Consider the following 22,404-nt stretch of genomic DNA (forward strand, 5'->3'; position numbering starts at 1 on the left):
ATGAGACCAGTCGATCTGGCAATCCGGCTCGAATGGGTTGCCGTTGCAGGGGTTGCGCTCGTTCTCTACGCGATGGCCGGTGTCTCGTGGTGGCTGTTTGCCTTGCTCATCCTGGCGCCGGACCTGTCGATGCTGGGCTATCTCGCCGGGCCGCGCGTCGGTGCTGTCGCCTACAACGCGCTGCACATCCTGATCGTCCCGCTGCTGCTGGCGCTTGCCGGCTACGTCTTTGCCAATCCGATGGCGACCGCGATCGCCCTGACCTGGGTCATCCACATCGCCGTCGACCGCGCGCTGGGTTACGGCCTCAAACTGTCGAGCGGTTTTCAGGACACCCATCTCGGCCGCATCGGGCGCTAGACCATGATCCCGAAAAGTGGAAACCGGTTTTTGCTACGCTGACCTACGGTTCGGATACGATCATGGTCCAGACAAGAAACCTCAGTTCTTGACGTGTTCGCCCGGATAGGCGCCCCAGACGACCGATTGGGGGAGCCAGCCGGTGTGGCCGTCGAAGGTCATTTCGCACCACTGGCCGTCGCAAGTCTTGATCGACCCCATGACGCCCGGCTCGATGATGGCCACCACGCTGGCGTCCTTGTCCTTGTCGTCAAGCAGGTTGATTCGGCCGCCCTTGCCGCGTTGCCAGGGCGCGACGATCGCCGTGCGGCGGCCAGACAGCAGCGACTGGTTGATCCAGCCTTCCGAACCGTCGGCATCGCGCACGCGGCGCCAGGTATCGAATTCCTGGATGATTTCCATCGGCAGCCCGGCCTTCATGTACATCCAGTTCACGGAGTAGTTGGCGCCGGGGCCGACGCGCGCGTTGACGCGACCCGATTTCAGGCTGACGAAACGCGGCAGCGGCAGGCCGCTCGGCCCGAGCGTGATCGTCTGCGCGGGGGCCGCGGCGCTGTGCGCCACCGTTTGCGGGGAACAAAGGAGGGCGCCAAGGACTGCTGCGCTGAAGGCCAGGCGGAGCGACGCGAAACCAGACACTTTCATTCCTTTCGGCGCTTGCCCGTCGGCACCGGCGCCCCTTTTTCTTTGTCTTCGGCGGCACCGCTTGTTACAGAGTGGCTGGCACCGCGACCGGCTTCGATTTTCGCCTGTCTTGGTTAAAGAGGTCTCAACGAGATCGGGTTCGAGGAAACAATGGCAGGCAAGAAAAGGCCCCTCGTCGTCATCACGCGCAAGCTGCCCGACCCGGTCGAAACCCGCATGCGCGAACTGTTCGACGCAAGGCTGAATGTCGAGGACAGGCCGATGACGCAGCCCGAGCTGGTCGCGGCGATCAAGGAGGCCGACGTCCTAGTGCCGACGATCACCGACAATATCGACGCGGCGCTGATCGCCCAGGCCGGCGACAATCTCAAGCTGATCGCCAATTTCGGCAACGGCGTCGACAAGATCGACGTGGAGGCGGCGGCCAAGAAGGGCATCACCGTCACCAACACGCCGAACGTGCTGACCGAGGACACGGCCGACATGACCATGGCGCTGATGCTGGCGGTGCCGCGGCGCCTGGCGGAAGGCGCCAATGTGCTGACCAGCGACAAGAAATGGGCTGGCTGGTCGCCGACCTGGATGCTCGGCCGCCGCATCTGGGGCAAACGGCTCGGCATCGTCGGCATGGGCCGCATCGGCACCGCCGTCGCCAGGCGCGCCAAGGCCTTCGGCCTGTCGATCCACTATCACAACCGCCACCGCGTGCTGCCGGCGGTGGAAGACGAGTTGGAGGCGACCTATTGGGAAAGCCTCGACCAGATGCTGGCCCGCATGGACATCATCTCGGTCAACTGCCCGTCGACGCCGGCAACCTTCCATCTGCTGTCGGCGCGGCGGCTGGCGCTGATGCAGCCGTCGGCCTACATCGTCAATACCGCGCGCGGCGACATCATCGACGAGGAATCGCTGATCAAGCTGATCCATGACGGCAAGATCGCCGGCGCCGCGCTCGACGTCTACGAGCACGAGCCGGCGCTGAACAGCAAACTTCTGAAGCTCGCGGCCAAGGGCAAGGTCGTACTCTTGCCGCATATGGGCTCGGCGACGCTCGAGGGCCGCATCGACATGGGCGAGAAGGTGATCATCAACATCCGCGCCTTCTTTGACGGCCACCGCCCGCCGGACCGTGTGCTGCCGCTCAGGACATAGACTCACGCTGTTGGGTGGCGATGGCGAGCGCGCCGTCGTCGGTGACTGTTACCGTGCTTCCGCGATAGGCGTCGAAGACATCGCGCCCGAGCCGCAACGCCATCGGCGTCTCCCAGCCCATTTCCCTGGCCACGATCAGCCCGAGCAGCAGGATCGCGTCGGGTTCGTGCAGCACAAGTGCCGCTGGTGCATGGCCGTTGTGGACGAGTTCCAGCAGCACGGCCGAAGCCGAGGACGAGCCGATCGTGCCCGGCAGGAACAGCACCCGTCCCGCAAGATTTTCGCCGTGCTGCGGATGGCGGACATCGGCGATTCGGCCGCTCTTCGGATCGACGCCGCCCCAGAAGCTGATCGGCGCCGTCAGCACCAGGGCCTCGCCCTTGCCGGCTCGACCCGGCACCAGGATTTCGGCAAGCGCGCTCATGCGGCGATATCCGTAAATACCGGCTTACCGAGCACAGCACTTTCGACGCAATCGGCCAAGGAGCCGTAAAGCACGGCGTAGCCGGTATTGCCCGGCGCGTAATGTGCGAACTTTCCGGAGTTGGTCATCAATATACCTCCGGCAAGCTCGGGCATGATCGGCGTCACCACCACACAGGTATCGGCCACGATGACGACACCGCTTGCTTCGAGCATCTTGCGCCGCCCGTTCTGTTCGAGCGACGAAAGCACATGGCGCCCGGTGCAGGCATAAATCGGCACGCTGAGCCGCCGTCCGGCGATCAGCCGCTCCAGCATGTCGAACTCGCTAAGCGACAGATGCGGGCTGCCGATCGCCACAGCATCGATGGTCTTCGCCGCCGTCGCCGTCGACAAGCCAGCACGGGCCTTCGCCGCCATCTCCGGCGTGACACGAACGACCGTTTCCGGTGCCGCGCCGTCCAGAATGGTCAAAAGATCGGGCGCCTCGGGCGTCACGCCGGCAATGTGGAAAAGGCCGACCGCGCCGGATGAGGCGGCAGCCGCGCCGAACGCCTTCAGCGCGTCTTCCCCCGGATGACGCTGGACGCCGGTGACGACGCCGATTGTATTGCCGACTTCGCGGCCATAGAGGCTGCCCAGCACCGGCCAGGCGATCTCGGAGCCAAGGAACGATGCGGAGAGCTCCGTGACATCGAACACCAGCCGCGCCCGCCGGTTCTCGGCCCGGTGCAGGCCATAGTCCGGCGCGCGGCCCGATATGGCGCAAGCGATGTCGAGGAAATCGCCATAGCGGTTGGTGCGCGCGCCGAGCACCGAATTGCAGAACACCACGGCGTTGGATTCGCCCCAGGCGACATCGCTGCCCAGCGCCGGCCGATGCCCGGCCTGGTAAGGGGCGCAGGTCCAGCTCTGCTCGCAGCCGAGCCTGCGGTAGGCCTCCATCATCCGCCGCGCCATGCCGCGCGCCGGCTCCTCGAGGCGGATGCGCGAGCAGCCCATCAGGTCAAGCGCCCCGACATTGAGCGTCGAGCGCACGGAAACCCGGGCTCCGCCCTCGACCAGCCTCTCTGCGAACAGAGTGCCGGAATCGCCGTGATAGAGCGCCCCGTCTATATGCGCGGAGGCGATCGGGATCAGCCGTGGCGCGCCGAGCAGGCGGGCGCTGTCGGCAACGATGCGCATCGCCATCGCCGCACCGTCCTTGCCGTAGGCGATCGCCTGTTCTTCCGGACTGAGGGCGAGGCTCACGAAAGCACCTTGCGCATGGTGATCGAAGTCGGCCGGTCATAGCCCGTATGCGCCGTGCGTCCGGTCTCGCGAAAGCCGAGCCGGGAGAAGGCGGCGTGATTTCCGCTGAGTTCGACGCGTGTCTGCAACTCGATGGCGCACCTGCCGAGGCTCAGCGCAAGACCCTCGGCAGCCTGCATCAGCCGCCTGCCGATGCCTTGTCCTTCAAGGCCAGGCTCGACGGCGAGCTTGCCGACATAGAAATCATCAGCCCGCTCCAGAACGAAAACGCAGCCGACGATCCGGTCGGCCTCGAGCGCCAAAAAACCCGTCTCGTGCCGGGCCTTGTCCTTCAGCCTTTCGGCGGTCAGCAGATGCGCCGAGGATGGCGGATCGATGATGCCGTCCATGTAGGCGAAGGCGCGCAGGATCAGCTTGAGCACATCGTCCCAGCAGTCGAAATCGGGCCTAATCTGTGTGACGAAGACGCTCGGTGGCCGGTCCATGCGGTCAGTTTCTCTTGTAGCGAATGGTGTCGAAGCGCGCCGACAGCGCATCGTAAAGCAGCAGCCGGCCGACCAGGGGCTCACCAATGCCGGTGATCAGCTTGATAGCCTCCATCGCCTGCAGCGTGCCGATGACGCCGGTCAGCGCGCCGACCACGCCGGCCACCGCACAGGACGGCACCAGTCCCGGCGGCGGCGCCTCTGGGAAGAGATCGCGATAGCTCGGGTTCGGCCTGCCGTCCGCACCGGTCTCGAACGGCTTCAGCACCGTCAGCGAACCGTCGAAGCGGCCGACGGCGGCGTGCACTAGCGGCCGCTTTTGCGCGGCACAGGCATCGGCGACGGCATAACGCGTCTCGAAATTGTCGGAGCCGTCGACAGCGATGTCATAGCCGGCGACAAGGGCAGGGGCGTTGTCAGCCGTCAGTCTGAGTCTGTGCAGTTCCACCGCGACATTGGGATTGATGCGCGCGATGGCCGCCTTGGCGCTGTCGGTTTTTGCCATCCCGATCATGTCGGTGCCGTGGATCACCTGCCGTTGCAGGTTCGACAGCGAGACGTCGTCGTCGTCGACGATGCCGAGCGTGCCGACGCCGGCGGCGGCGAGATATTCCAGCACCGGCGCTCCCAGTCCGCCGGCGCCAACGACCAGCACGCGAGCCCGCTTCAGTCTCTGCTGGCCGGCACCGCCGATCTCGGGCAGCACGATATGGCGCGCATAGCGTTCGAGCTCTTCGTCGGAAAGGGCGATTGCGGTCATTGCGGGACCATATAGCGGCGCAAAAACCTTGTCAGGGGGCTTCGGTTGGCCCAACCGTGCCGTGATCGACTGTCAGGAACTGCGCGCGTCCAGCGAGACTGGAAAACAGCGCCGCATCGGTTCCGGTCATGAAGGCCTGGCAGTTGAGCTCTTCCAGGATCGAAAACAGCGCCGCACGCCGGCCGCTGTCGAGATGCGCCGCGATCTCGTCGAGCAGCAGGATCGGCGTCATGCCCGACATCTCGCCGGTCAGCCTTGCATGTGAAAGCACGATGCCGACCAGCAGCGCCTTCTGCTCGCCGGTCGAGCAAAGTTCGGCCGGCATCGCCTTGGGCCGGTGCCGCACGACGAGGTCGGAACGGTGCGGACCTTCAAGCGTGCGCCCGGCGGCGCGATCGCGCTCGCGGCCGCCGGCAAGCGTTGCGCGGAACCGCTCCTCGACATCGACGGCAGGCGTGGTGGCCACCTGCTCCTCCAGTTCGCCGGAGAGGCCGATGTCTGCCTGCGGGAACGGGCCGCTATCGGGCAGCCGGTCGATCATGGCGGCGAGCAGGCGCACCAGTTCAGCCCTGGCGGCGGCGATCGCCACGCCGGTCTCGGCCATCTGCGTCTCGATCGCATCGAACCAGGCGCCATCGCGCGATCCTTCCGTAAGCAAACGATTACGGCCGCGCATGGCCTTTTCATAGTCGAGCGCGCGCTGGCCATGCCCGGGGTCGATCGCCAACACCAGCCGGTCGAGAAAGCGCCGGCGGTCGGCGGTCGGCCCCGGGAACAGGCCGTCCATCGCTGGCGTCAGCCAGATGACGCGCAGCCATTCCAGCATATCCTCGGCCGATCGTGCGGCCGCGCCATTGATCCGCACCCGTCTGCCGCCTTCGCCGGCATTGTCGCCGCCGGCGATGCCGGTGCCGATTTCAACCTCGCCTTCCGCCCCTTCGATCCGGGCGTGCAGGGCAAAGCCGCCATCGCCACCTTCGCGCGCCACGTCGGCATAAGGTGCGCGGCGCAGGCCGCGGCCGGGCGTCAGCAGCGAGACCGCTTCCAGGAGATTGGTCTTTCCGGCGCCATTGTCGCCGGAAAGCACCACGGCGCCTGGCGCGAGGTCGATCGACAGCGCCGCATAATTGCGGAAGTTGGTAAGTGTTAGCTTACTTATATGAGTTTGCTTTTGAAACTGTTTGGCGGTCACGGCAACAAAATGGCGTGCTGGTCTCCACCCCCCTTGATGAGCAGGAGATGTCCGGCACGACGAAGAAGGGTGATTTCTCGCATAGGCCTCGTTCGGGCCTACACCCGCATCGGCATCAGCACGTAAAGCGCGGTTTCGTCGGCCATGTCGTGGATCAGCGTCGGCGATCCGGCATCCGCCAGCATGAATTTCGCTTCCGTACCGGTCAATTGCGCGGCTACGTCGAGCAGATATTTGGCGTTGAAGCCGATCTCGATCGGATCGGACGAATAGTCGGCCGCCAGTTCCTCGGTGGCGCTGCCCGAATCCGGATTGTTGACGGCAAGCGTGACTTGGCCTTCGGTGATCGAAAGCTTCACCGCCCGGCCACGCTCGGACGAAATGGTCGAGACGCGATCGACGGCGGCGGCGAAGGTCTGGCGGTCGATGATCAGCTTCTTGTCATTGCCGGTCGGAATGACGCGCTGGTAGTCGGGGAAGGTGCCGTCGATCAGCTTCGAGGTCAAAACGACGCTGCCGATGGTGAAGCGGATCTTGGTATCCGACAATTCGGTGGTCACGGCGACATCCGGATCGTCGACCAGCTTCTGCAACTCGCTGACCGTCTTGCGCGGGATGATGATGCCGGGCATACCCTCGGAGCCTGCCGGCGCGTCGATCTCGGCGCGCGCCAGGCGATGGCCGTCGGTGGCGACCGAGCGCAGCTTCAGCTTGCCGCCGGCCTCATGCGTGTGCAGGTAGATGCCGTTCAGATAGTAGCGCGTCTCTTCGGTCGAGATGGCGAACTGCGTCTTCTCGATCAAGCCCTTCAAACCGACCGAATCGAGCCGGAAGATATGCGAGAAGGAGCCGGCCGAGAGTTCCGGGAAATCGGACTGCGGCAGGCATTGCAGGCGGAAGCTCGAACGGCCCGACGTCACCGTCATGGCGTTGCCGTCCTCGTCGGTTTTCAGCATCACCTCCGCCCCTTCGGCGAGCTTGCGCACGATGTCATAGAGCAGATGCGCCGGAACCGTCGTCGCCCCGCCGCGCTCGACCTTGGCGGGCGTGGCTTCGGTCACCTCGAGGTCGAGGTCGGTCGCCTTCATTTCAAGGCTGGCGCCTTCGGCGCTGAGCAGCACGTTGGACAGGATCGGTATGGTGTTGCGTCGTTCGACCACGCGGTGAACGTGGTTGAGCGACTTCAGGAGATTTGACCGTTCCAGGATAACACGCATGACGAAACAGGCTCGCTTGAATGGATGAGCGGGTCTCCGGCTGGCGGCGCCCCGCGAAAGGTCTGAACAGGCTCAGAATCTGCGTAAGCTGACAGGAAAAAGCCTGCAAACGCAAGCCCGCGCCACCGGTTCAGGCCGGTTACGCGGGCTTTCTGGGGATAAAGCCGGCACGGCGCGCCAGCCGGCCTTTCCCACCCGATCAGGCCTGGTCGTTGATCAGCCTTCTCAGCAGTTCCAGTTCCTGCGCCAGCGTGTTGTCGTTGCCGGAAAGATCCTCGATCTTGCGCACCGCATGCAGCACCGTGGTGTGGTCGCGCCCACCGAAACGCCGCCCGATCTCCGGCAGCGAACGCGGCGTCATCACCTTTGACAGGTACATGGCGACCTGCCGCGGCTTGACGATGGTGCGCGTGCGCCGATTGGACAGAAGCTCGGTCTTCGACACGTTGTAGTGGCGCGCCACGATGCGCTGGATGTCCTCGATGCGCACCCGCTTCGGCTCGCCCGAACGATAGATATGGCCGAGGATCTCGTCGATGCGGTCGATGCTGATCTGCGGCTCGAAGGATTGGCGGAACAACAGCTGGTTGAAGGCGCCTTCGAGTTCGCGCCCGCTGCCGGTCACCGTGCGGGCGACATGGTTGAGGATCTCCTCCGAAATGTCGAGCGAGGCGTCATCGACCTTGGCGGTGGCAAGGCGCAGCTTGAGCATGCCGATCCGCATGGCGAAGTCGGGCGCCGACATTTCGAGCGCAACGCCGCCATTGAGACGGGAGCGCACGCGGGGCTCCAGCGATTCCAGCTCCGACGGCGGCCGGTCGGCGGCAACCACCACCTGCTTGGCGCTGTCGAGCAGCATGTTGATCAGATGGCAGAATTCATGCTGGATCGACTTGCCCTGCAGGAACTGCATGTCGTCGATGATCAGGAGGTCGATGTCGCGCAGCTGTTCCTTCAGCGTCAACGCGTTGTTGTCGCGGATGGCGGTGGCGAAGCGCCACATGAAATACTCGGCCGTCAAATAGACGACGCGCGACTTCGGATTGTGCCGCAGGGATTCGGCCGCGATCGCCTGCAAAAGGTGTGTCTTGCCGAGCCCGACCGTTGCATGAAGGAAGAGCGGATTGAAACGCACCGCGCTCGACTGCGATTCCGCAACAGCCTTGGCGGCGGCAAAGGCCACCCGGTTCGACGGACCTTCGATGAAGGAGCCGAAAGTGTAGCGTGGGTCGAGCGGGGAACCCAGCACATTGTGCCGGTATTCTGCTTCGATGGGCGTGCCCTGGCGCGGCGCCGGCGCCCGTTCCACCCTGCCGGGCCCCGCAGTGCCGGCTGCCAGCGTCGTCTGCGTCTGCCTGGTCATCTTGCGCGCCGGAACAGCCTCCGGCTCGACGCCGTTGCGTCCCTGGCGCGTGGCGGTGCGCACGACGATCTCGATCTTGAGGATTTCGGGATCCTCGTGCTTCCACAGCTCCGCGATAAGGTCGAGATAATGGCCGTTGATCCAGGACCGCAGGAAGGCCGTCGGCACGGAGATGCGCACAATGCCACGGGATGCTTCGGCAACCTTCATGCGACCGAACCAGCTTGAATAGACCTCGACTCCGAGACGTGCCTTCAGCTGGGTCTTGACGCGCTCGAACTTCTGTTCCGCGTCGCTGGAAGCCGCCATGCTGTCCCCTCCGACAAATGTTGCTGGGAATGGGAGTTCGCTCGTTAGCTCCCTTTCGATGCCGCTCTGCATGATCGAGTTCCTTGTCCTTTTGTACCCTTTTTCCGCCGGGGATGCGCCTCCTGCATCCATGTTTCCGGCGACCGTATCTTCGCTGCGACACCACCGCCGCCGCCGGCAGGTGAATGTCGCCTCGTCACAAAGGGACCGGTGCCGGCTCTCGCAAGCCGGGCCGTCTCGACACCAGGGCAATACAATGCCATCCGGCGAAAACGCCGGCGCCATCGACCTGCCATGTACAGTTACGCCAGTCCCCTACCGCCTCGAAAAGACAAATCGAACCCGTTCGCGGAATTGATCCACGTCATGAATTCTGCCATTTTGTGCTGGCCAATTCAGGCTGGGTTGAGAGCCAAGAGCCCGTCCCTTCGATGGAGGGACATTACCGAAATCGCTGTGGATAGGGCAAGGCCACGACTAACCAATTTTTAACGAATCTGGTTAGCGGAGACGGGTTCGGAGCAGATGCCGCAACGGCACATTTTGATAAAGCCATTGTGATTCAAACCCTTTTCCCGCGAATATGAAAACGGCCACCCGACGCGAAATTTTCTGAAATAATTCTCTTGACAGCAACTTGTCCCCCATCGCCCGGACGCGATGTGAACAAGCTGTGGATCACCATCTGCAAGTCTCTGAAAAATATATGGAATTTGTGTCAGCCCAAATTGCCGACCCTGCCACTTTCGGCATAACCGGGTATCAGCGCGCATGTATATGCCGGCAAACCATTCCGGACTTTGAAATCCAGGCCAGACGCGCTTTGCGGGCGTTCTTTTTAAGTACTTGCCGGCAAACGAAAAAACCCGGCGCGATGCGCCGGGTTTGAACAAGCCAAGTTTAGTTAAATGTAATATTAGGCCGACAGCACCTTGAGGCGGTGGGCCAGGCGCGACACTTTGCGGGATGCCGTGTTCTTGTGCAGCACGCCCTTGGTCGCGGCGCGCATCAATTCCGGCTCGGCGGCCTTGAACGCGGCAAGTGCTGCGGTCTTGTCGCCGGCGGCCAGCGCCTCTTCGACCTGGCGGACATAGGTGCGCACACGCGAGCGGCGGTTCTTGTTGATCGCTGCGCGGCGGACGATCTTGCGCGTTGCCTTTTTGGCCGAGGAGGTATTGGCCATGATGCCTCTCTTCTGATCTGGTGGGCGCATGCGGGCTGCCGCAGGGCGCAAAAAACAAACGGGCAGCCAAAGGCCGCCTCGGTTGGAGCGGCTTATAGTTCAGCTTTTCCGGCGCGTCAACGCCGCTTGGCCTTCTTTTTGACCCCGCTTAGCGGTTGGTGAAATTCGGCTTCCGCTTCTCGGCAAAGGCGGCCATGCCTTCCTTCTGGTCGTCCAGCGCAAACAGCGAGTGAAACAGGCGCCGTTCGAAGCGAAGCCCTTCGGCAAGGGTCGTCTCATAGGCGCGGTTGACCGCCTCCTTGGTCATCATCACCGACGGCAGCGAAAACTCGGCGATCTTGCCCGCCGCCTTCAACGCTTCCTCGACAAGGTTGCCGGCGGGCACCACCCGCGATACCAGGCCGCAGCGTTCGGCCTCCGCCGCATCCATCATCCGCCCGGTCAGGCACATGTCCATGGCCTTCGACTTGCCGACGAAGCGGGTCAGCCGCTGCGATCCGCCCATGCCGGGCATGACGCCGAGCGTGATCTCGGGCTGGCCGAACTTCGCATTGTCGGCCGCGATGATGAAATCGCACATCATTGCCAGTTCGCAACCGCCGCCAAGCGCATAACCGGCGACCGCGGCGATGACAGGCTTTCGCGTGCGCGTAAGCTCCTCCCAGCCGACGAAGAAGTCCTGCACATAGGCGTCGACAAAGGCGATCGCCTGCATTTCCTTGATGTCGGCGCCGGCCGCGAAGGCCTTCTCGGAACCGGTGATGACCACCGCGCCGATCGCGGCATCGGTGCCGAACCCGTTCACAGCCGCCACCACCTCCGCCATGACCTGGGAGTTCAGCGCGTTGAGCGCCTTGGGTCGGTTCAGCGTGATCAGCCCGACCTTGCCGCGCGTTTCCACGATGATGGTTTCATAGGCCATGGCTTCGCCTCCTCGTTCCGGCCGATAGATGTCGACTGGTCCTAGCTTACCGCTGACAGGTCCGGCAATAGAAGGTCGAGCGCCCGCTTTGCACGATGCGCTCGATTTGGCCGCCGCAGCCGGGCGTTGAGCATGGTTCGCCTTCCCGGTCGTAGACCGCGAAGGAATGCTGGAAATAGCCCAGCGAGCCGTCCGTCTGCACATAGTCGCGCAGCGACGATCCGCCGGCGGCGATTGCATCGGCGATGACTGAACGGATCGCCCCGGCCAGGCGTTCGCTCTGCCCCGCCGCCTTCTTTCCAGCCTTGGCGATCGTGCCAGATTCACGCAGCGGCGACAGGCCAGCGCGCCACAGCGCCTCCGACACATAGATATTGCCAAGTCCTGCGATCAGCCGCTGGTCGAGAAGCGCGGCCTTCAACGGCGATCGGCGGCCTTCGAGCAGCGAGGCGAGCAGAACGCCGTCCAGCGTATTGCCGGTCGGCTCGACGCCCAGCCCGGCCAGCATCGGATGCGTGTCGGGCGTCCCTTCGGCAAACAGCATGAAGCCGAAGCGGCGCGGGTCGTTGAAGATCACGCGCGAGCGGGCGCCTTCGGCGGAGGCCACATCGAACACGACATGATCGTGCGCAGCGCTTTTCGAACGCTCGTGGTGGAATACACCCGGGATATCGCTGCCATCTGATGTCTCGATGCGGAACGAACCCGACATGCCGAGATGGCAGATCAGCACCGGCCCACCATCGATATGCATGGTGAGATATTTGGCCCGCCGGCCGAGGGCGGTGATGGTCTTGCCGGTCAGCCGCGCGGAGAAATCCCTGGGAAACGGGAACCTGAGATCGGGCCGGCGTGCCTCGACGCGGACGAGGCGGGCGCCTTCCAGAACCGGTTGCAGGCCGCGCCGGACCGTTTCGACTTCAGGCAATTCGGGCATGGCCGCCTATCGTCGCATAGAAAGAAGTGCCGTGACGGCCACGCGCCAGCCCGAGATGTTCGGCGACGGTTTCGCCAATGTCGGCGAAGGTCGTTCTGAGCCCGATATCGCCCCCTGTGAGCCCCTGTCCGACGCCGATCACCGGAATGCGTTCGCGCGTGTGGTCGGTGCCGCGCCATGTCGGGTCGTTGCCGTGGTCGGCGGTGAGGATGAGCAGGTCGCCCTGTTTCAGTTTGGCAAGCGCCTCGGGCAGGCGAAGGTCGAAGGCTTCGAGTGCGGCCGCATAGCCGGCGACGTCGCGGCGATGACCGAACTCGGTGTCGAAATCGACGAAATTGGCAAACACCAGATCACCGTCGCCAGCGTCGTCCATCGCACCCAGCGCCTTGTCGAACATCGCCATGTTGCCGGCGGCCTTGCGCACTTCGGAGATGCCGCGATGCGCGAAGATGTCGCCGATCTTGCCGACCGCGATGACCTTGCTTCCGCGTTGCGTCAGCCGGTCGAGCAGCGTTGGTTCCGGCGGCGGCACCGCATAGTCGCGGCGGTTGTAGGTGCGCTCGAAGGTAGCGACGGTTTCCCCGACAAAAGGCCGTGCGATCACCCGGCCGATGTTCAGCGGATCGACCAGCCCGCGCACGGTCTTGCAGAACTCGTAGAGCCGCTCCAGTCCGAAATGCGCTTCGTGCGCAGCGATCTGCAGGACGGAGTCGACCGAAGTGTAGCAGATCGGCTTGCCGGAGCGGATATGCTCCTCGCCGAACCGCTCGATGATTTCGATTCCCGCCGCATGGCAATCGCCCAGAATGCCGGGCACCTTTCCTTCCCTGATCATCGCCTCGGTCAGGGCAGCCGGAAAAGCCGGCACCGTCTGAGGAAAATGGCCCCAGTCGAAGCGCACCGGCAGGCCGGCGATTTCCCAATGACCCGAGGGCGTGTCCTTGCCGCTCGAGACCTCCTGCGCCGCGCCATGAATGGCCGTGGCAAGCGGGATCTTGCTGCCGTCGAACCGAAAACCGGTCGCGGTTTCCGCCGCGCGGGCAAGCCCGAGCGAGACCATGTTCGGCACCGCGAACGGCCCCTTGCGCAGGCCTTCGCGATCCGCGCGGCCCTGCGCGCAGGCCAGGGCGATGTGTCCGAACGTATCGGCGCCGGCATCGCCATAGCCTTCGGCATCGGCGGCGCCGCCGATGCCGAAGGAATCGAGAACGAAGAGGAAAGCGCGTGCCATCGAATGGGATCGTGTTGCCTGTCTGCGGTCCCAGACATAGGGTTCCACATCGCCATTGGCAATTCGGAAACCAAACGGCAACGGCTTGGACGCGATAGTCGGGGCGAGACCGGATGCCGAGCGGGCAGGGCAGGGATGAGACATGGTGGCGCATTTTCGGCGAGGCCCGCCTTGAGGGCATGCGCGGCCGCGTTTGCGTTGCTTGCCGCATCATGGCCGAACGCGGCGCGTGCCGACTGGCGCGACGACATCGGCACGTTCCGCATCGGCATCGTCGCCGAACCCGGGGCCGGCAACACCGTTCCGGGCCTGGCGCTGCTGACGGACGCCTATACCAAGGCGCTCGGCATGAAGGTGGAATTTGTCGTCGCCCGCGACTACGCGGCGCTGATCGAGGCGCAGGCAAGCGGCCGGATCGAATACGCGGTCTATTCGGCGACGGCCTACGCCACCGCCCAGCAACGCTGCGGCTGCGTCGAACCTCTCGTGGCGCCGGTCGATGCAGACGGCGCCATCGGCATCCGCTCCGTCCTCGTGACGCGCGACGGCAAGGTTCCGGATCTTGCCGCCATGGCGACGCACCGGATCGCGATCGCGCCTTTCGCCAGCATCGGCGGTTCTCTGTTGCCGTTAGCCGGGCTCAAGGCGGATGGCGTCGAGCTCAGCGAGGATGCGCCATATCTGATGCGCGCCGCCTCGGCCGCCGCGGCCGAAACGATGCTCATCGACGGCCAGGCCGATGCCCTGTTCGGTTGGGTGGAAGCTATGGCGGACGGCCAGCCCGCGACCCCGGACGGCCAATCGGCGGTCCCGGACGGCCAACTGGCTGACCCAGGCGGCACAGTGGCCAGGCTTGAGGCGGCGGGTCTTTCGAAGACGGAACTTCAGGTCGTATGGACGTCCGGCTTGCTCAGATACGGCCCGCATGCCGTCCGCAGCGACCTCGACCCCGAGGCCAAGCGCCGGCTCACCGTTTTCCTCACCAACCTCAAGTCGATGACGCCTGATGTCTACGATCTGCTGGAGGCGGCGCACTCCGGCGGGTTCGCCGTCGCCTCTTCGAAGGACTATGCGATGGCTGCGGCCATCGTCCAGTTTGTGTCAGGCAAGAACGGCCAGCAATGATCCTTGGCGCCCGACCGCGCCCACTCAGCAGTCGCCGCAGGGGATCGTCGTGCTGCGGCGGGGGCGCAGGTAATAGGTCTCGCCCATCGATATCTTGTTGAAGGCCGAGGTCAACCCAAGACGTTGCTGACCGTCCGCGGACCAGGTGATGACCGGCTCGTAGGCAAGATCGCTTTCGACACGAATAAGAAAAGTGCCTGCAACCTTCAGCGTGGCTGGAACCGTGGTGGTGGTGCCCTTGACGGCATCGACGGCCGCGGTGCCATCGGTGAGCTTGCGCGACCACACGACCTGCACTTTCGGGGCAGCATCGCTCGTGACCTCTATCGCCGTGATGACGATCTTCGGGGTCGAGCGGTTATAGGGCTGCAAGGTCGATGTGCCGATCTGCATGATCGCATCGAGATCCGCTTTGGTGATCGTATTCTGCTGCGTGACGAGATCCGCCACCATGCTGCCGATGCGACTGACCTTCTTGCTGGTCTCGATGGCCTGCGAAGCCTCCATGGTCACGAAATACATGACGAGCAGGACAGGCACGATGAAGGCGAACTCGATGGCCGCGACGCCGCGGCGATCAGCGCAGAACCGCATCGCTCTCGTCCAGACTGCTGAAATCCCCCGGTGTGCCCCCGCACGAAACATGCCTTTACCCCCGTTTTGCCAAAGCAAGCCTGCAATCTCAGTTGTCGAACGGCTCGTTCTGCCAGGTCACCGATGCGAAATGCAGCGTGGTGCCGTCTTTGAAATTGGCCATCGACTTGGCCATGAAATCGGTCATGACAGGCCATTTGTAGAAAACCCGCAGCATGTTCTTCGATTCCGCCAGGCCGGGAGTGATGGCGAAGCTCGTCGCATTCGTGCCGTTCTTCAGCACGATCACGTCGTCCACGATCTTGAAGCTCGCCTTGGCGGCGTCGGCAAAGGTCGGATATTCGCGCAGATCCACCAGCAGTCCCGGGCAGGTCTTGGCGACCATGATCTCAAGCCTGCTGCAGATGAGGTCCCGCAACTTGGTCCCGGCTACGTCGGCCGGCCTCAATTGGCCGGTGCGCAACTGGCGGGCGACATCGTCCGTGGCGTTGGCCATCACTTCCTGTCCGGCAAACGAGATGCAGCTCTCGAGGACGGCAAAGACGAGAAGGGCAAACGGCAGGGCAAGCATGGCAAATTCTATCGCCGTGCTGCCGCGCTTGTCGCCAAGGAAACGGGAGCGGAACCATGGCCGTCTGGTGCTGCAATTGCCGTCTTCGGGTGCCGGATCCCTGCTCATGTCCCGTTCCTGCCGATGCTTGTGCGGTGTCGGCGGGCACATTAGCCAAGACCCATTGAAACCCGGTTTGGATGACCGCTAAATTCGTCGAGACGGCCTTAACCGGCCGCTAACCGTGGCGCCAAGTGCCGACAGCCGGGACGCTCAGTGGCCGGCGCTCATCTCGGCTTCCGAGGCCTTCTCGCTGTCGCTCTTGTAGGAGCTTTCGCAATAGGGCGTGCAGGACATGGTCTGGATTTCAGAGCGCCTGTAGATTCTGACCGAAGACGCGTCCTGCCGCACGACCGTGACCTGTTCGTCGATGATCGGGCTGCCGTCCTGATCGAGGACAACCAGGTTGGTGACGCCGAATCCTTTGCCGGTCAGAACGATAGTCGAGGCATCCTGAACGGCGGCGTCGGCGATCGCCGGATTGCCGACGACGATGGTGTCGGCGGCGCGCGACAACTTGACGATCTTCGCCTGGTTCATCGTGACTTCGATACCGGATCCGGCCTTGGCCGGCATGACGAAGGCAGAGGCGGCGAGAAGCGCGACAACTGCAAATGACGATCTCGACCCGGTCATCAGGACGCTCCAAGGCGGCAAACTGTTCAACGGAACATGAACGAGATTGGTGAACCAACAGTTAAACCTGGGCTGGTCGCGATAAGGATTGGTGCGCCGAACTCACGGCGCGCTACAGCCTGCGCTGTTTTAGCAATACTGAAGGTGCGCCTATCTCCGCCCTTTCTAGCCTGCCGGTCCACTTTCCCGGCGTTTAGCTCACGGTTAACCACGCAACGGGTTCGGTGCCGGAAAGGAATCGGTAAGGGTGTTTATTAAGCCGATCGAAAGAGCTTCTCCCTAGATTGGCAGCATCCGATCAACCGGCAAGAGAAGTTGACGGAAGTGCTGTAACACGTGGAGTAGGAGCTCTCGAATGTCTAACCTGATCGCACGTTTTGTGAAGGACGAATCCGGCGCGACCGCCATCGAATATGGTCTGATCGCTGCTCTCATCGCGCTCGCCATCATGGTCGGCGCTGGCGCCCTCGGCAATGCTCTGAACGCCAAGTTCGCGAACATCGCCGCGGAAATCAACGGTTCGTAATACCGAAGCAACCTGGTTGCTTTCAATCAAGGGCCGCCTCACTGGCGGCCCTTTATTTTTATAGTGTCTGCATCCCGTGATGTGTGGCGATTTTGAAGGCCCGGCCTCATCAATCGTTAATCGAACATGCCTAGGCTGCTTCCAGGTACATTTGACCACAGGCGCCGCGCCCATGCTTGAAGCCCTGATCTTCGTCGTCTTTCCGTTCTGCATGCTTTTCGCCGCGATCTCCGACACATTGTCGATGACAATCGCCAATCGCGTGCCGGTGCTGCTTGTGGCCGTCTTTGCCCTGGTCGCGCCGCTGACGGGTATGGATTGGGCAACCTATGGCTGGCATTTCGCCGCCGGTGGTCTGGTGCTGGCCGTGACCTTCGGTCTGTTCGCGCTCGGCGGCATGGGAGGAGGCGACGCCAAGCTGCTGGCCGCCACCGCTGTCTGGATGGGGCTCAACATTCACCTTGTCGAATATCTCGTGGCCTCGACGATCATCGGCGGCCTGTTGACGATCGCCATCCTCGTCTACAGGAAATCGCCGCTCGCCACCTATACGGGCCACAACCCGTTCCTGCGCCATTTCGCCGACGAGACGTCCGGCGTTCCTTATGGCATCGCGCTCGGCATCGGCGGACTGCTCACCTATCCGGACTCGCCGCTGATGGTGTGGGCGCTGGCAAGGCTGGCGGCTTAGCCATCTTTTCAGATTTCGCTTTCGAAGAGGCGGCCTGGCCGCCTTTTTCGTATGCGGGAAGCGGTTCGTTCTAATTTATGTAAACGTTAAATTAATCACGATCGTAAGCATTACATTAACCTTGTTTTGACGATTGCGGCTGCAAAGTCCCCCCTGGCTAGGTGGTTTGCCAAAGGCGAGGGTTCGGACAGATGCCAGCATCCCGACTGATCATTCTGAGCGTGGCGGTGGCCGCGGCGGGTGGTGCAGGATATGTGGCGAAGAACATGGTGGCGACTCCGCCGCCCCAGGTCATCGTCGATTCTCCGCAGGCGCCGGCCATCGCGCTGCAGGACGTGCTTGTCCTGTCGGGCGATGTCGCCATGGGCACCCCGCTTGAAAACAACATCAGCTGGGAGTCGTGGCCGTCCAACGGCATCAATGCCAATTTCATCACCCGCGCTGCGGAGCCCGATGCGGTCGAGAAGCTGAAGGGTTCCGTTGCCCGCGTCGCGATGTTCACCGGCGAGCCGCTGCGGCGCTCCAAGCTGATCGGCGAGGGGCAGAGTTTCATGTCGTCGATCCTGCCCTCCGGCATGCGTGCCGTTGCGACCGCGATATCGGCCGATACGTCCGCGGGCGGCTTCATCCTGCCCAATGACTTCGTCGACGTCATCATGACCCGCCGCTCCGATACCGGGAGCGGTGGCAGCGGTTTCACCACCGAGACCATCCTGAAGAATATCCGCGTTCTGGCGATCGACCAGACCATCCAGGAAGATGAGGAAGGCAAGAAGACCAGGGTCGGCCAGACCGCCACGCTGGAACTGACGCCACAGCAGGCCGAGATCATCACGGTCGCCCAGCAGATGGCGGATCGCCTGACCCTGGCGCTGCGCTCGATCACGGACAGCCAGGAAAAGAATTTGGGCGAGGCTGACTATCTCGTTTCCGGCAACGGCCGGCGCGGAACGGTGCGGTTGATCAAGTCGGGCGAAGTTTCCGAAGTGGGAGCAAGGAAATGAGGCTAAACGGTAAACTGCCGTTCGCGATGGCGGTGGCAATCGGCCTGTTCCTGGCCGGCACGAACGCGCCTGGCCTTGTCGAAGCGAAGGCTGCGAACAGGACAGCCGGCGTGACGGCGTCCGTTGCCACGCAGCGCGTCAAGCTTGGCCTCAACAAATCGGTGGTCATCGACCTGCCGAGCGACGCCTATGACATCCTCGTCGCCAACCCGGCGGTCGCCGATGCGGTGACCCGCACGGCACGGCGCATCTATCTGTTCGGCAAGTCGGTCGGGGAGACCAACATCTTCGTCTTCGGCCCCAATGGCGAGCAGATCGTCAGCCTGGACCTGGCGGTCGAGCGCGATGTCGCCGGACTTGAGGACTATCTCAAGCGGTTCATTCCGTCGTCCGAGATCAAGGTCGAACTGCTCAACGACAATGTCGTTCTGACCGGAAGCGTCGATACCCCGCTCGACGCCAAGCGCGCGGTCGACCTGGCAACCATCTTCGTGTCCGGCGGTGAAGCGACGACCGGACAATATTCACAGACCGCCGCCGGCGGTTCCGCCAATGGCGGTGTCGACATCAACAATCCGGACGCCGAGCGCCGCGTCTCGAAGATCGTCAACCTGCTGCAGATCATCGGCGATGATCAGGTGACGCTCAAGGTGACCGTCGCCGAAGTCAGCCGCTCGGTGATGAAGCAGCTTGGCGTCAACATGGTCGGCAATGGCGGCAGCAACGGCATCAGCTATCGCGGGATCAGTGACAACTTCACCGGTCTGGGTAAGGTGCTTTCGCATTCAGGATTTAACTTCGCGAGCGGGCCGGGCGCCAACCCGCCACTGCAAGCCTACATCAACGCCATGGAACAGGCCGGCGTCATGAAAACGCTGGCCGAGCCAACCTTGACCGCCGTCTCCGGCGAGAAGGCGACCTTCAAGGTAGGCGGCGAATACAACATAGTGCAAAGTCAATCCGCGCCAGACAGTAGCGGCGCGATTACCTATACGACGGAAAAGATCGACTATGGCATCGGCCTTGAATTCCAGCCGGTCGTATTGTCGCCCGGGCGCATCAGCCTGAAAGTAAGGACGTCGGTTTCGGAACCGACGACGGAAGGATCGGTATCGCTGTCCGGCGGCGTGTCCGCCCCGGGCATGAATGTACTATCGCTTCGCAAGCGCCTGGCCGATACCACGGTTGAACTGCCTTCCGGCGGTTCGATGATGATCGCCGGCCTCGTCCGTGATGACATCAGGCAAGCGGTAAACGGTTTGCCTGGGCTGACAAAGATTCCGGTGCTCGGAGCCCTTTTCCGCAGCCGGGACTTCGTCCGCAATGAAAGCGAACTGGTCATCATCATAACGCCCTATCTGGCGCGGCCGGTGGCGCGCAACGACCTCGCCAAGCCGGACGACAATTTCAACGCGCCGAGTGATGGCGCCGGCATGTTCCTTGGCCGCGTCAATCGCGTCTACGGCACGATGCAGACCGACAAGCCCAACGGCCGCTACCACGGCGTTGTCGGCTTCATCTACAAGTGAGCGGGGAAGCGGACATGTTCCAGTCAGCATCGAAGGCCATGATGATCACCGCCGCAGGGTCCGGCCGCAAGCGGATCCACCGGACGGTCGTTCCGGCCCTGGCGGTCCTGCTCGTCGCATCGCTTGCCGGCTGCGCCAACCTCAAGCGCGACAGCGTCACGGTCGGCGCCATTCCGGACGACTATCGCACCAACCACCCCATCATGATCGCCGAGAAGAACCAGAAGATCGATCTTCCGGTCGGCGCCGGCGACCGCGGCATGACCGGGTCCCAGCGCGACACGCTGCTGGGCTTTCTCGACGGCTATGACAGGAGCGCTGCCCCGGCGCTGACGATCGCAATCCCGGTCGGCTCGGCCAACGAGATCGCGGCGGCCGCAGCGGGACGCGATTTCGCCAGATTGGCGGTCGCCAGCGGCATAAAGCGGAACCGGATCGTGATGACGTCCTATCAGTCCGTTTCCGTCGAAGCGTCGGCGCCTGTGCGCGTCGCCTACATCTCGGTGAAAGCCCAGACCGACAAATGCGGACGCTGGCCCGACGATCTGCTGCAGACGTCGGAAAACAAGCACTATGCCGATTTCGGCTGCTCGTATCAGAACAACCTGGCCGCCCAGATGGCCAATCCGGCCGATCTGCTCGGCCCGCGCAAGTCTTCCGATATTGATGCCGAAAATCGCAGCGCGGTGATCGACACGTACCGCGGCAGAGGCATTTCGGACGAGTTCCTGGGCAATTCGGAAGTGACCTACTGAGCGGCGCAAGTCACGGAAAGAGCATGACGATGAGCAATCTTGCCTATGACACTCCCGTAGATGGCGCAGAAACCTCGCAACAGGACATTGCCGCGATGCAGGCCCTGCGGCCGGTCCCGCGCATCTCGATCCAGGCATTTTGCGAGACCGAGGGCGTCGCCAATCCGGTCAAACTCGCCGGTGAGGATCGCCGCATGGCGAAGGCTCATCTGAAGGTCCATATGGGAGGCATCGCCACGGCGATCGAATTCTATCAGTCGGCGCCGACGCCGAACCTGATCCTGCTTGAATCGCGCAGCGAGCCCAAGCAACTGCTGGAGCAGCTTGCCCAGCTTTCCGAATATTGCGACCCGACCTCGAAGGTCGTGGTGATCGGCCACTACAATGATGTCGGCCTTTACCGCGAACTCATCCGCTCGGGTATTTCCGAATATGTCATCGCACCGGTGTCGATGACCGACATCGTCAGCGTGGTTTCGTCGATCTTCGTCGATCCGGAGGCCGAGCCGATCGGCCGTTCGATCGCCTTCATCGGTGCCAAGGGCGGCGTCGGCTCCTCGACGATTGCCCACAACGTCGCCTGGGCGATGTCGTCGCTGTTCAAGTCCGAAGTGGTGGTGGCCGATCTCGATCTCGCTTTCGGCACGGCCAACATCAATTTCGATCAGGATCCGGCACAGGGCATCGCCGAAGCCGTATTCTCGCCCGAGCGCGTCGATGAGGTCTATCTGGATCGCTTGCTGGCGCAATGCGCCGAGCACCTGTCGCTGCTGGCGGCGCCGTCGACGCTCGAGCGGGTCTACGATTTCGATCCCGACGCTTTTTCGCAGCTGATCGACACGGCCCAGCGCAGCGCACCGCTGCTGGTGCTCGATGTCCCGCACGTCTGGACGGGATGGGCCAAGAGCACCCTGATCAAGGCTGACGAGATCGTCATCACCGCGACGCCGGAACTGGCCAATCTGCGCAACACCAAGAACATGGTGGACATGCTGAAACGGCTTCGACCGAACGATCCGCCGCCAAGGCTGATCATCAACCAGGCAGGCGTGCCGAAGCGCCCCGAGATCGGGTCGTCGGATTTTGCCGAGCCGCTCGGCATCACGCCGATGGCGGTCATCCCTTTCGACCCGCTCCTGTTCGGAAACGCGGCCAACAACGGGCGCATGCTTGGCGAGATGGATGCCAAGAGCCCGATCGTCGGCCTGGTCAATGAGATCGCCCATGTGCTGACCGGGCGCAGCGAAATCAAGGCCAAGAAGAAGGCAGGTCTTGGCATGCTCCTGGGCAAGCTCTCGCGCAACAAGAAGTGACGCTCAAGCAGCGGAATTGGTAGTCGATCATGTTTGGTAAGAGAGGCTCAGACGACGGCAACCGGTTCAATCCGGAATTCCGTCAGCCGGCACCGGCGCCGGCTGCGACCGTGCCCGCGGACACGGCGGTTCTCGCGCGGCCGGCCTCTGCGCCGCCGCAGCCCGGTGCCGCCGTTGCCCCACCCGCCCGA

The 22,404-nt window shown here is 63.2% G+C and carries 24 protein-coding genes; 9 read left to right on the forward strand and 15 right to left on the reverse strand.

Features of this window, described 5'->3' with window-relative positions; all coding sequences use genetic code 11:
* On the forward strand, window positions 1-360 hold the full coding sequence (locus tag ACFX5Q_RS03235) for a DUF4260 domain-containing protein (RefSeq protein WP_404275298.1): 360 nt from the start codon (window positions 1-3) through the stop codon (window positions 358-360).
* 81 nt (window positions 361-441) lie between these two features.
* Here the strand turns inward: ACFX5Q_RS03235 and ACFX5Q_RS03240 are convergent, their stop codons facing one another.
* Window positions 442-999, reverse strand: a complete 558-nt coding sequence (locus ACFX5Q_RS03240; protein WP_404275299.1) for an SH3 domain-containing protein — start codon at window positions 997-999, stop codon at window positions 442-444.
* Window positions 1,000-1,155: 156 nt separating this feature from the next.
* Here ACFX5Q_RS03240 and ACFX5Q_RS03245 point away from each other — a divergent pair, with 156 nt between their 5' ends.
* The gene (locus tag ACFX5Q_RS03245; protein WP_404275301.1) at window positions 1,156-2,157 is read left to right on the forward strand and encodes a 2-hydroxyacid dehydrogenase; all 1,002 of its coding nucleotides are present in this window, start codon (window positions 1,156-1,158) and stop codon (window positions 2,155-2,157) included.
* Here the strand turns inward: ACFX5Q_RS03245 and ACFX5Q_RS03250 are convergent.
* The 11 genes from ACFX5Q_RS03250 to ACFX5Q_RS03300 form a co-directional block, all read right to left on the reverse strand.
* Window positions 2,147-2,581, reverse strand: coding sequence for an aconitase X swivel domain-containing protein (locus tag ACFX5Q_RS03250; protein WP_404275302.1), 435 nt, complete (start codon window positions 2,579-2,581; stop codon window positions 2,147-2,149). The genes ACFX5Q_RS03245 and ACFX5Q_RS03250 overlap by 11 nt on opposite strands.
* Window positions 2,578-3,831, reverse strand: coding sequence for an aconitase X (locus tag ACFX5Q_RS03255; protein ID WP_404275304.1), 1,254 nt, complete (start codon window positions 3,829-3,831; stop codon window positions 2,578-2,580). Before ACFX5Q_RS03255 ends, ACFX5Q_RS03250 begins: the two co-directional genes overlap by 4 nt.
* Window positions 3,828-4,316 (reverse strand): GNAT family N-acetyltransferase, encoded by a 489-nt coding sequence (locus ACFX5Q_RS03260; RefSeq protein ID WP_404275306.1) that lies wholly within the window; start codon window positions 4,314-4,316, stop codon window positions 3,828-3,830. Before ACFX5Q_RS03260 ends, ACFX5Q_RS03255 begins: the two co-directional genes overlap by 4 nt.
* Before the next feature lie 4 nt (window positions 4,317-4,320).
* Complete coding sequence (locus ACFX5Q_RS03265) at window positions 4,321-5,076, reverse strand: molybdopterin-synthase adenylyltransferase MoeB (RefSeq protein WP_404275308.1); 756 nt, start codon at window positions 5,074-5,076, stop codon at window positions 4,321-4,323.
* Window positions 5,077-5,107: 31 nt separating this feature from the next.
* A complete protein-coding gene (recF, locus tag ACFX5Q_RS03270) occupies window positions 5,108-6,268 on the reverse strand; it encodes a DNA replication/repair protein RecF (RefSeq protein WP_404275310.1) in 1,161 nt (386 codons plus the stop codon).
* Between the two features lie 98 nt (window positions 6,269-6,366).
* Window positions 6,367-7,485 (reverse strand): DNA polymerase III subunit beta, encoded by a 1,119-nt coding sequence (dnaN, locus tag ACFX5Q_RS03275; protein WP_404275312.1) that lies wholly within the window; start codon window positions 7,483-7,485, stop codon window positions 6,367-6,369.
* Between the two features lie 199 nt (window positions 7,486-7,684).
* A complete protein-coding gene (dnaA, locus tag ACFX5Q_RS03280) occupies window positions 7,685-9,229 on the reverse strand; it encodes a chromosomal replication initiator protein DnaA (protein ID WP_040582979.1) in 1,545 nt (514 codons plus the stop codon).
* An 844-nt stretch (window positions 9,230-10,073) separates the two neighbouring features.
* A complete protein-coding gene (gene rpsT / locus ACFX5Q_RS03285) occupies window positions 10,074-10,340 on the reverse strand; it encodes a 30S ribosomal protein S20 (RefSeq protein ID WP_404275314.1) in 267 nt (88 codons plus the stop codon).
* A gap of 148 nt (window positions 10,341-10,488) precedes the next feature.
* Window positions 10,489-11,262 (reverse strand): enoyl-CoA hydratase, encoded by a 774-nt coding sequence (locus ACFX5Q_RS03290; protein WP_404275315.1) that lies wholly within the window; start codon window positions 11,260-11,262, stop codon window positions 10,489-10,491.
* A gap of 46 nt (window positions 11,263-11,308) precedes the next feature.
* Window positions 11,309-12,199, reverse strand: coding sequence for a bifunctional DNA-formamidopyrimidine glycosylase/DNA-(apurinic or apyrimidinic site) lyase (gene mutM / locus ACFX5Q_RS03295; protein ID WP_404275316.1), 891 nt, complete (start codon window positions 12,197-12,199; stop codon window positions 11,309-11,311).
* Window positions 12,183-13,430 (reverse strand): phosphopentomutase, encoded by a 1,248-nt coding sequence (locus ACFX5Q_RS03300; RefSeq protein WP_404275317.1) that lies wholly within the window; start codon window positions 13,428-13,430, stop codon window positions 12,183-12,185. The genes mutM and ACFX5Q_RS03300 overlap by 17 nt, the downstream gene beginning before the upstream one ends.
* Before the next feature lie 135 nt (window positions 13,431-13,565).
* On the opposite strand from ACFX5Q_RS03300, the gene ACFX5Q_RS03305 reads away from it, so the two are divergent.
* Complete coding sequence (locus ACFX5Q_RS03305; protein ID WP_404275319.1) at window positions 13,566-14,555, forward strand: phosphate/phosphite/phosphonate ABC transporter substrate-binding protein; 990 nt, start codon at window positions 13,566-13,568, stop codon at window positions 14,553-14,555.
* A gap of 24 nt (window positions 14,556-14,579) precedes the next feature.
* Here ACFX5Q_RS03305 and ACFX5Q_RS03310 read toward each other — a convergent pair whose 3' ends face one another.
* The 3 genes from ACFX5Q_RS03310 to ACFX5Q_RS03320 all read right to left on the reverse strand — a co-directional run bounded on the left by ACFX5Q_RS03310 (window position 14,580) and on the right by ACFX5Q_RS03320 (window position 16,395).
* Entirely contained in the window at window positions 14,580-15,200 is a 621-nt protein-coding gene (locus ACFX5Q_RS03310; protein WP_404275369.1) for a TadE/TadG family type IV pilus assembly protein, read from the reverse strand.
* A gap of 37 nt (window positions 15,201-15,237) precedes the next feature.
* A complete protein-coding gene (locus ACFX5Q_RS03315; RefSeq protein WP_404275321.1) occupies window positions 15,238-15,828 on the reverse strand; it encodes a TadE/TadG family type IV pilus assembly protein in 591 nt (196 codons plus the stop codon).
* A 144-nt stretch (window positions 15,829-15,972) separates the two neighbouring features.
* Window positions 15,973-16,395, reverse strand: a complete 423-nt coding sequence (locus ACFX5Q_RS03320; RefSeq protein ID WP_404275323.1) for a pilus assembly protein N-terminal domain-containing protein — start codon at window positions 16,393-16,395, stop codon at window positions 15,973-15,975.
* Between the two features lie 355 nt (window positions 16,396-16,750).
* Between ACFX5Q_RS03320 and ACFX5Q_RS03325 the strand changes: the two genes are divergently transcribed.
* The 6 genes from ACFX5Q_RS03325 (at window position 16,751) to ACFX5Q_RS03350 (ending at window position 22,213) form a co-directional block, all read left to right on the forward strand.
* Window positions 16,751-16,921: a Flp family type IVb pilin gene (locus tag ACFX5Q_RS03325; RefSeq protein WP_404275325.1), complete on the forward strand. Its 171-nt coding sequence runs from the start codon at window positions 16,751-16,753 to the stop codon at window positions 16,919-16,921.
* A gap of 172 nt (window positions 16,922-17,093) precedes the next feature.
* Window positions 17,094-17,612, forward strand: a complete 519-nt coding sequence (locus ACFX5Q_RS03330; protein WP_404275326.1) for a prepilin peptidase — start codon at window positions 17,094-17,096, stop codon at window positions 17,610-17,612.
* A gap of 191 nt (window positions 17,613-17,803) precedes the next feature.
* Complete coding sequence (gene cpaB / locus ACFX5Q_RS03335) at window positions 17,804-18,616, forward strand: Flp pilus assembly protein CpaB (RefSeq protein ID WP_404275329.1); 813 nt, start codon at window positions 17,804-17,806, stop codon at window positions 18,614-18,616.
* Window positions 18,613-20,145 carry a type II and III secretion system protein family protein gene (locus tag ACFX5Q_RS03340; protein ID WP_404275331.1) on the forward strand — a complete coding sequence of 511 codons (1,533 nt, stop codon included), beginning with the start codon at window positions 18,613-18,615 and terminating at the stop codon, window positions 20,143-20,145. The genes cpaB and ACFX5Q_RS03340 overlap by 4 nt, the downstream gene beginning before the upstream one ends.
* Window positions 20,146-20,159: 14 nt before the next feature.
* Window positions 20,160-20,900: a CpaD family pilus assembly protein gene (locus ACFX5Q_RS03345; RefSeq protein ID WP_404275333.1), complete on the forward strand. Its 741-nt coding sequence runs from the start codon at window positions 20,160-20,162 to the stop codon at window positions 20,898-20,900.
* 29 nt (window positions 20,901-20,929) lie between these two features.
* Window positions 20,930-22,213, forward strand: a complete 1,284-nt coding sequence (locus tag ACFX5Q_RS03350) for an AAA family ATPase (protein ID WP_404275371.1) — start codon at window positions 20,930-20,932, stop codon at window positions 22,211-22,213.
* Window positions 22,214-22,404 lie beyond the last annotated feature (191 nt).

Origin of the sequence: Mesorhizobium sp. IMUNJ 23033, assembly GCF_044778005.1 — a bacterium.
In the GTDB taxonomy this organism is placed as follows: Bacteria; Pseudomonadota; Alphaproteobacteria; order Rhizobiales; family Rhizobiaceae; genus Mesorhizobium; species Mesorhizobium amorphae_A.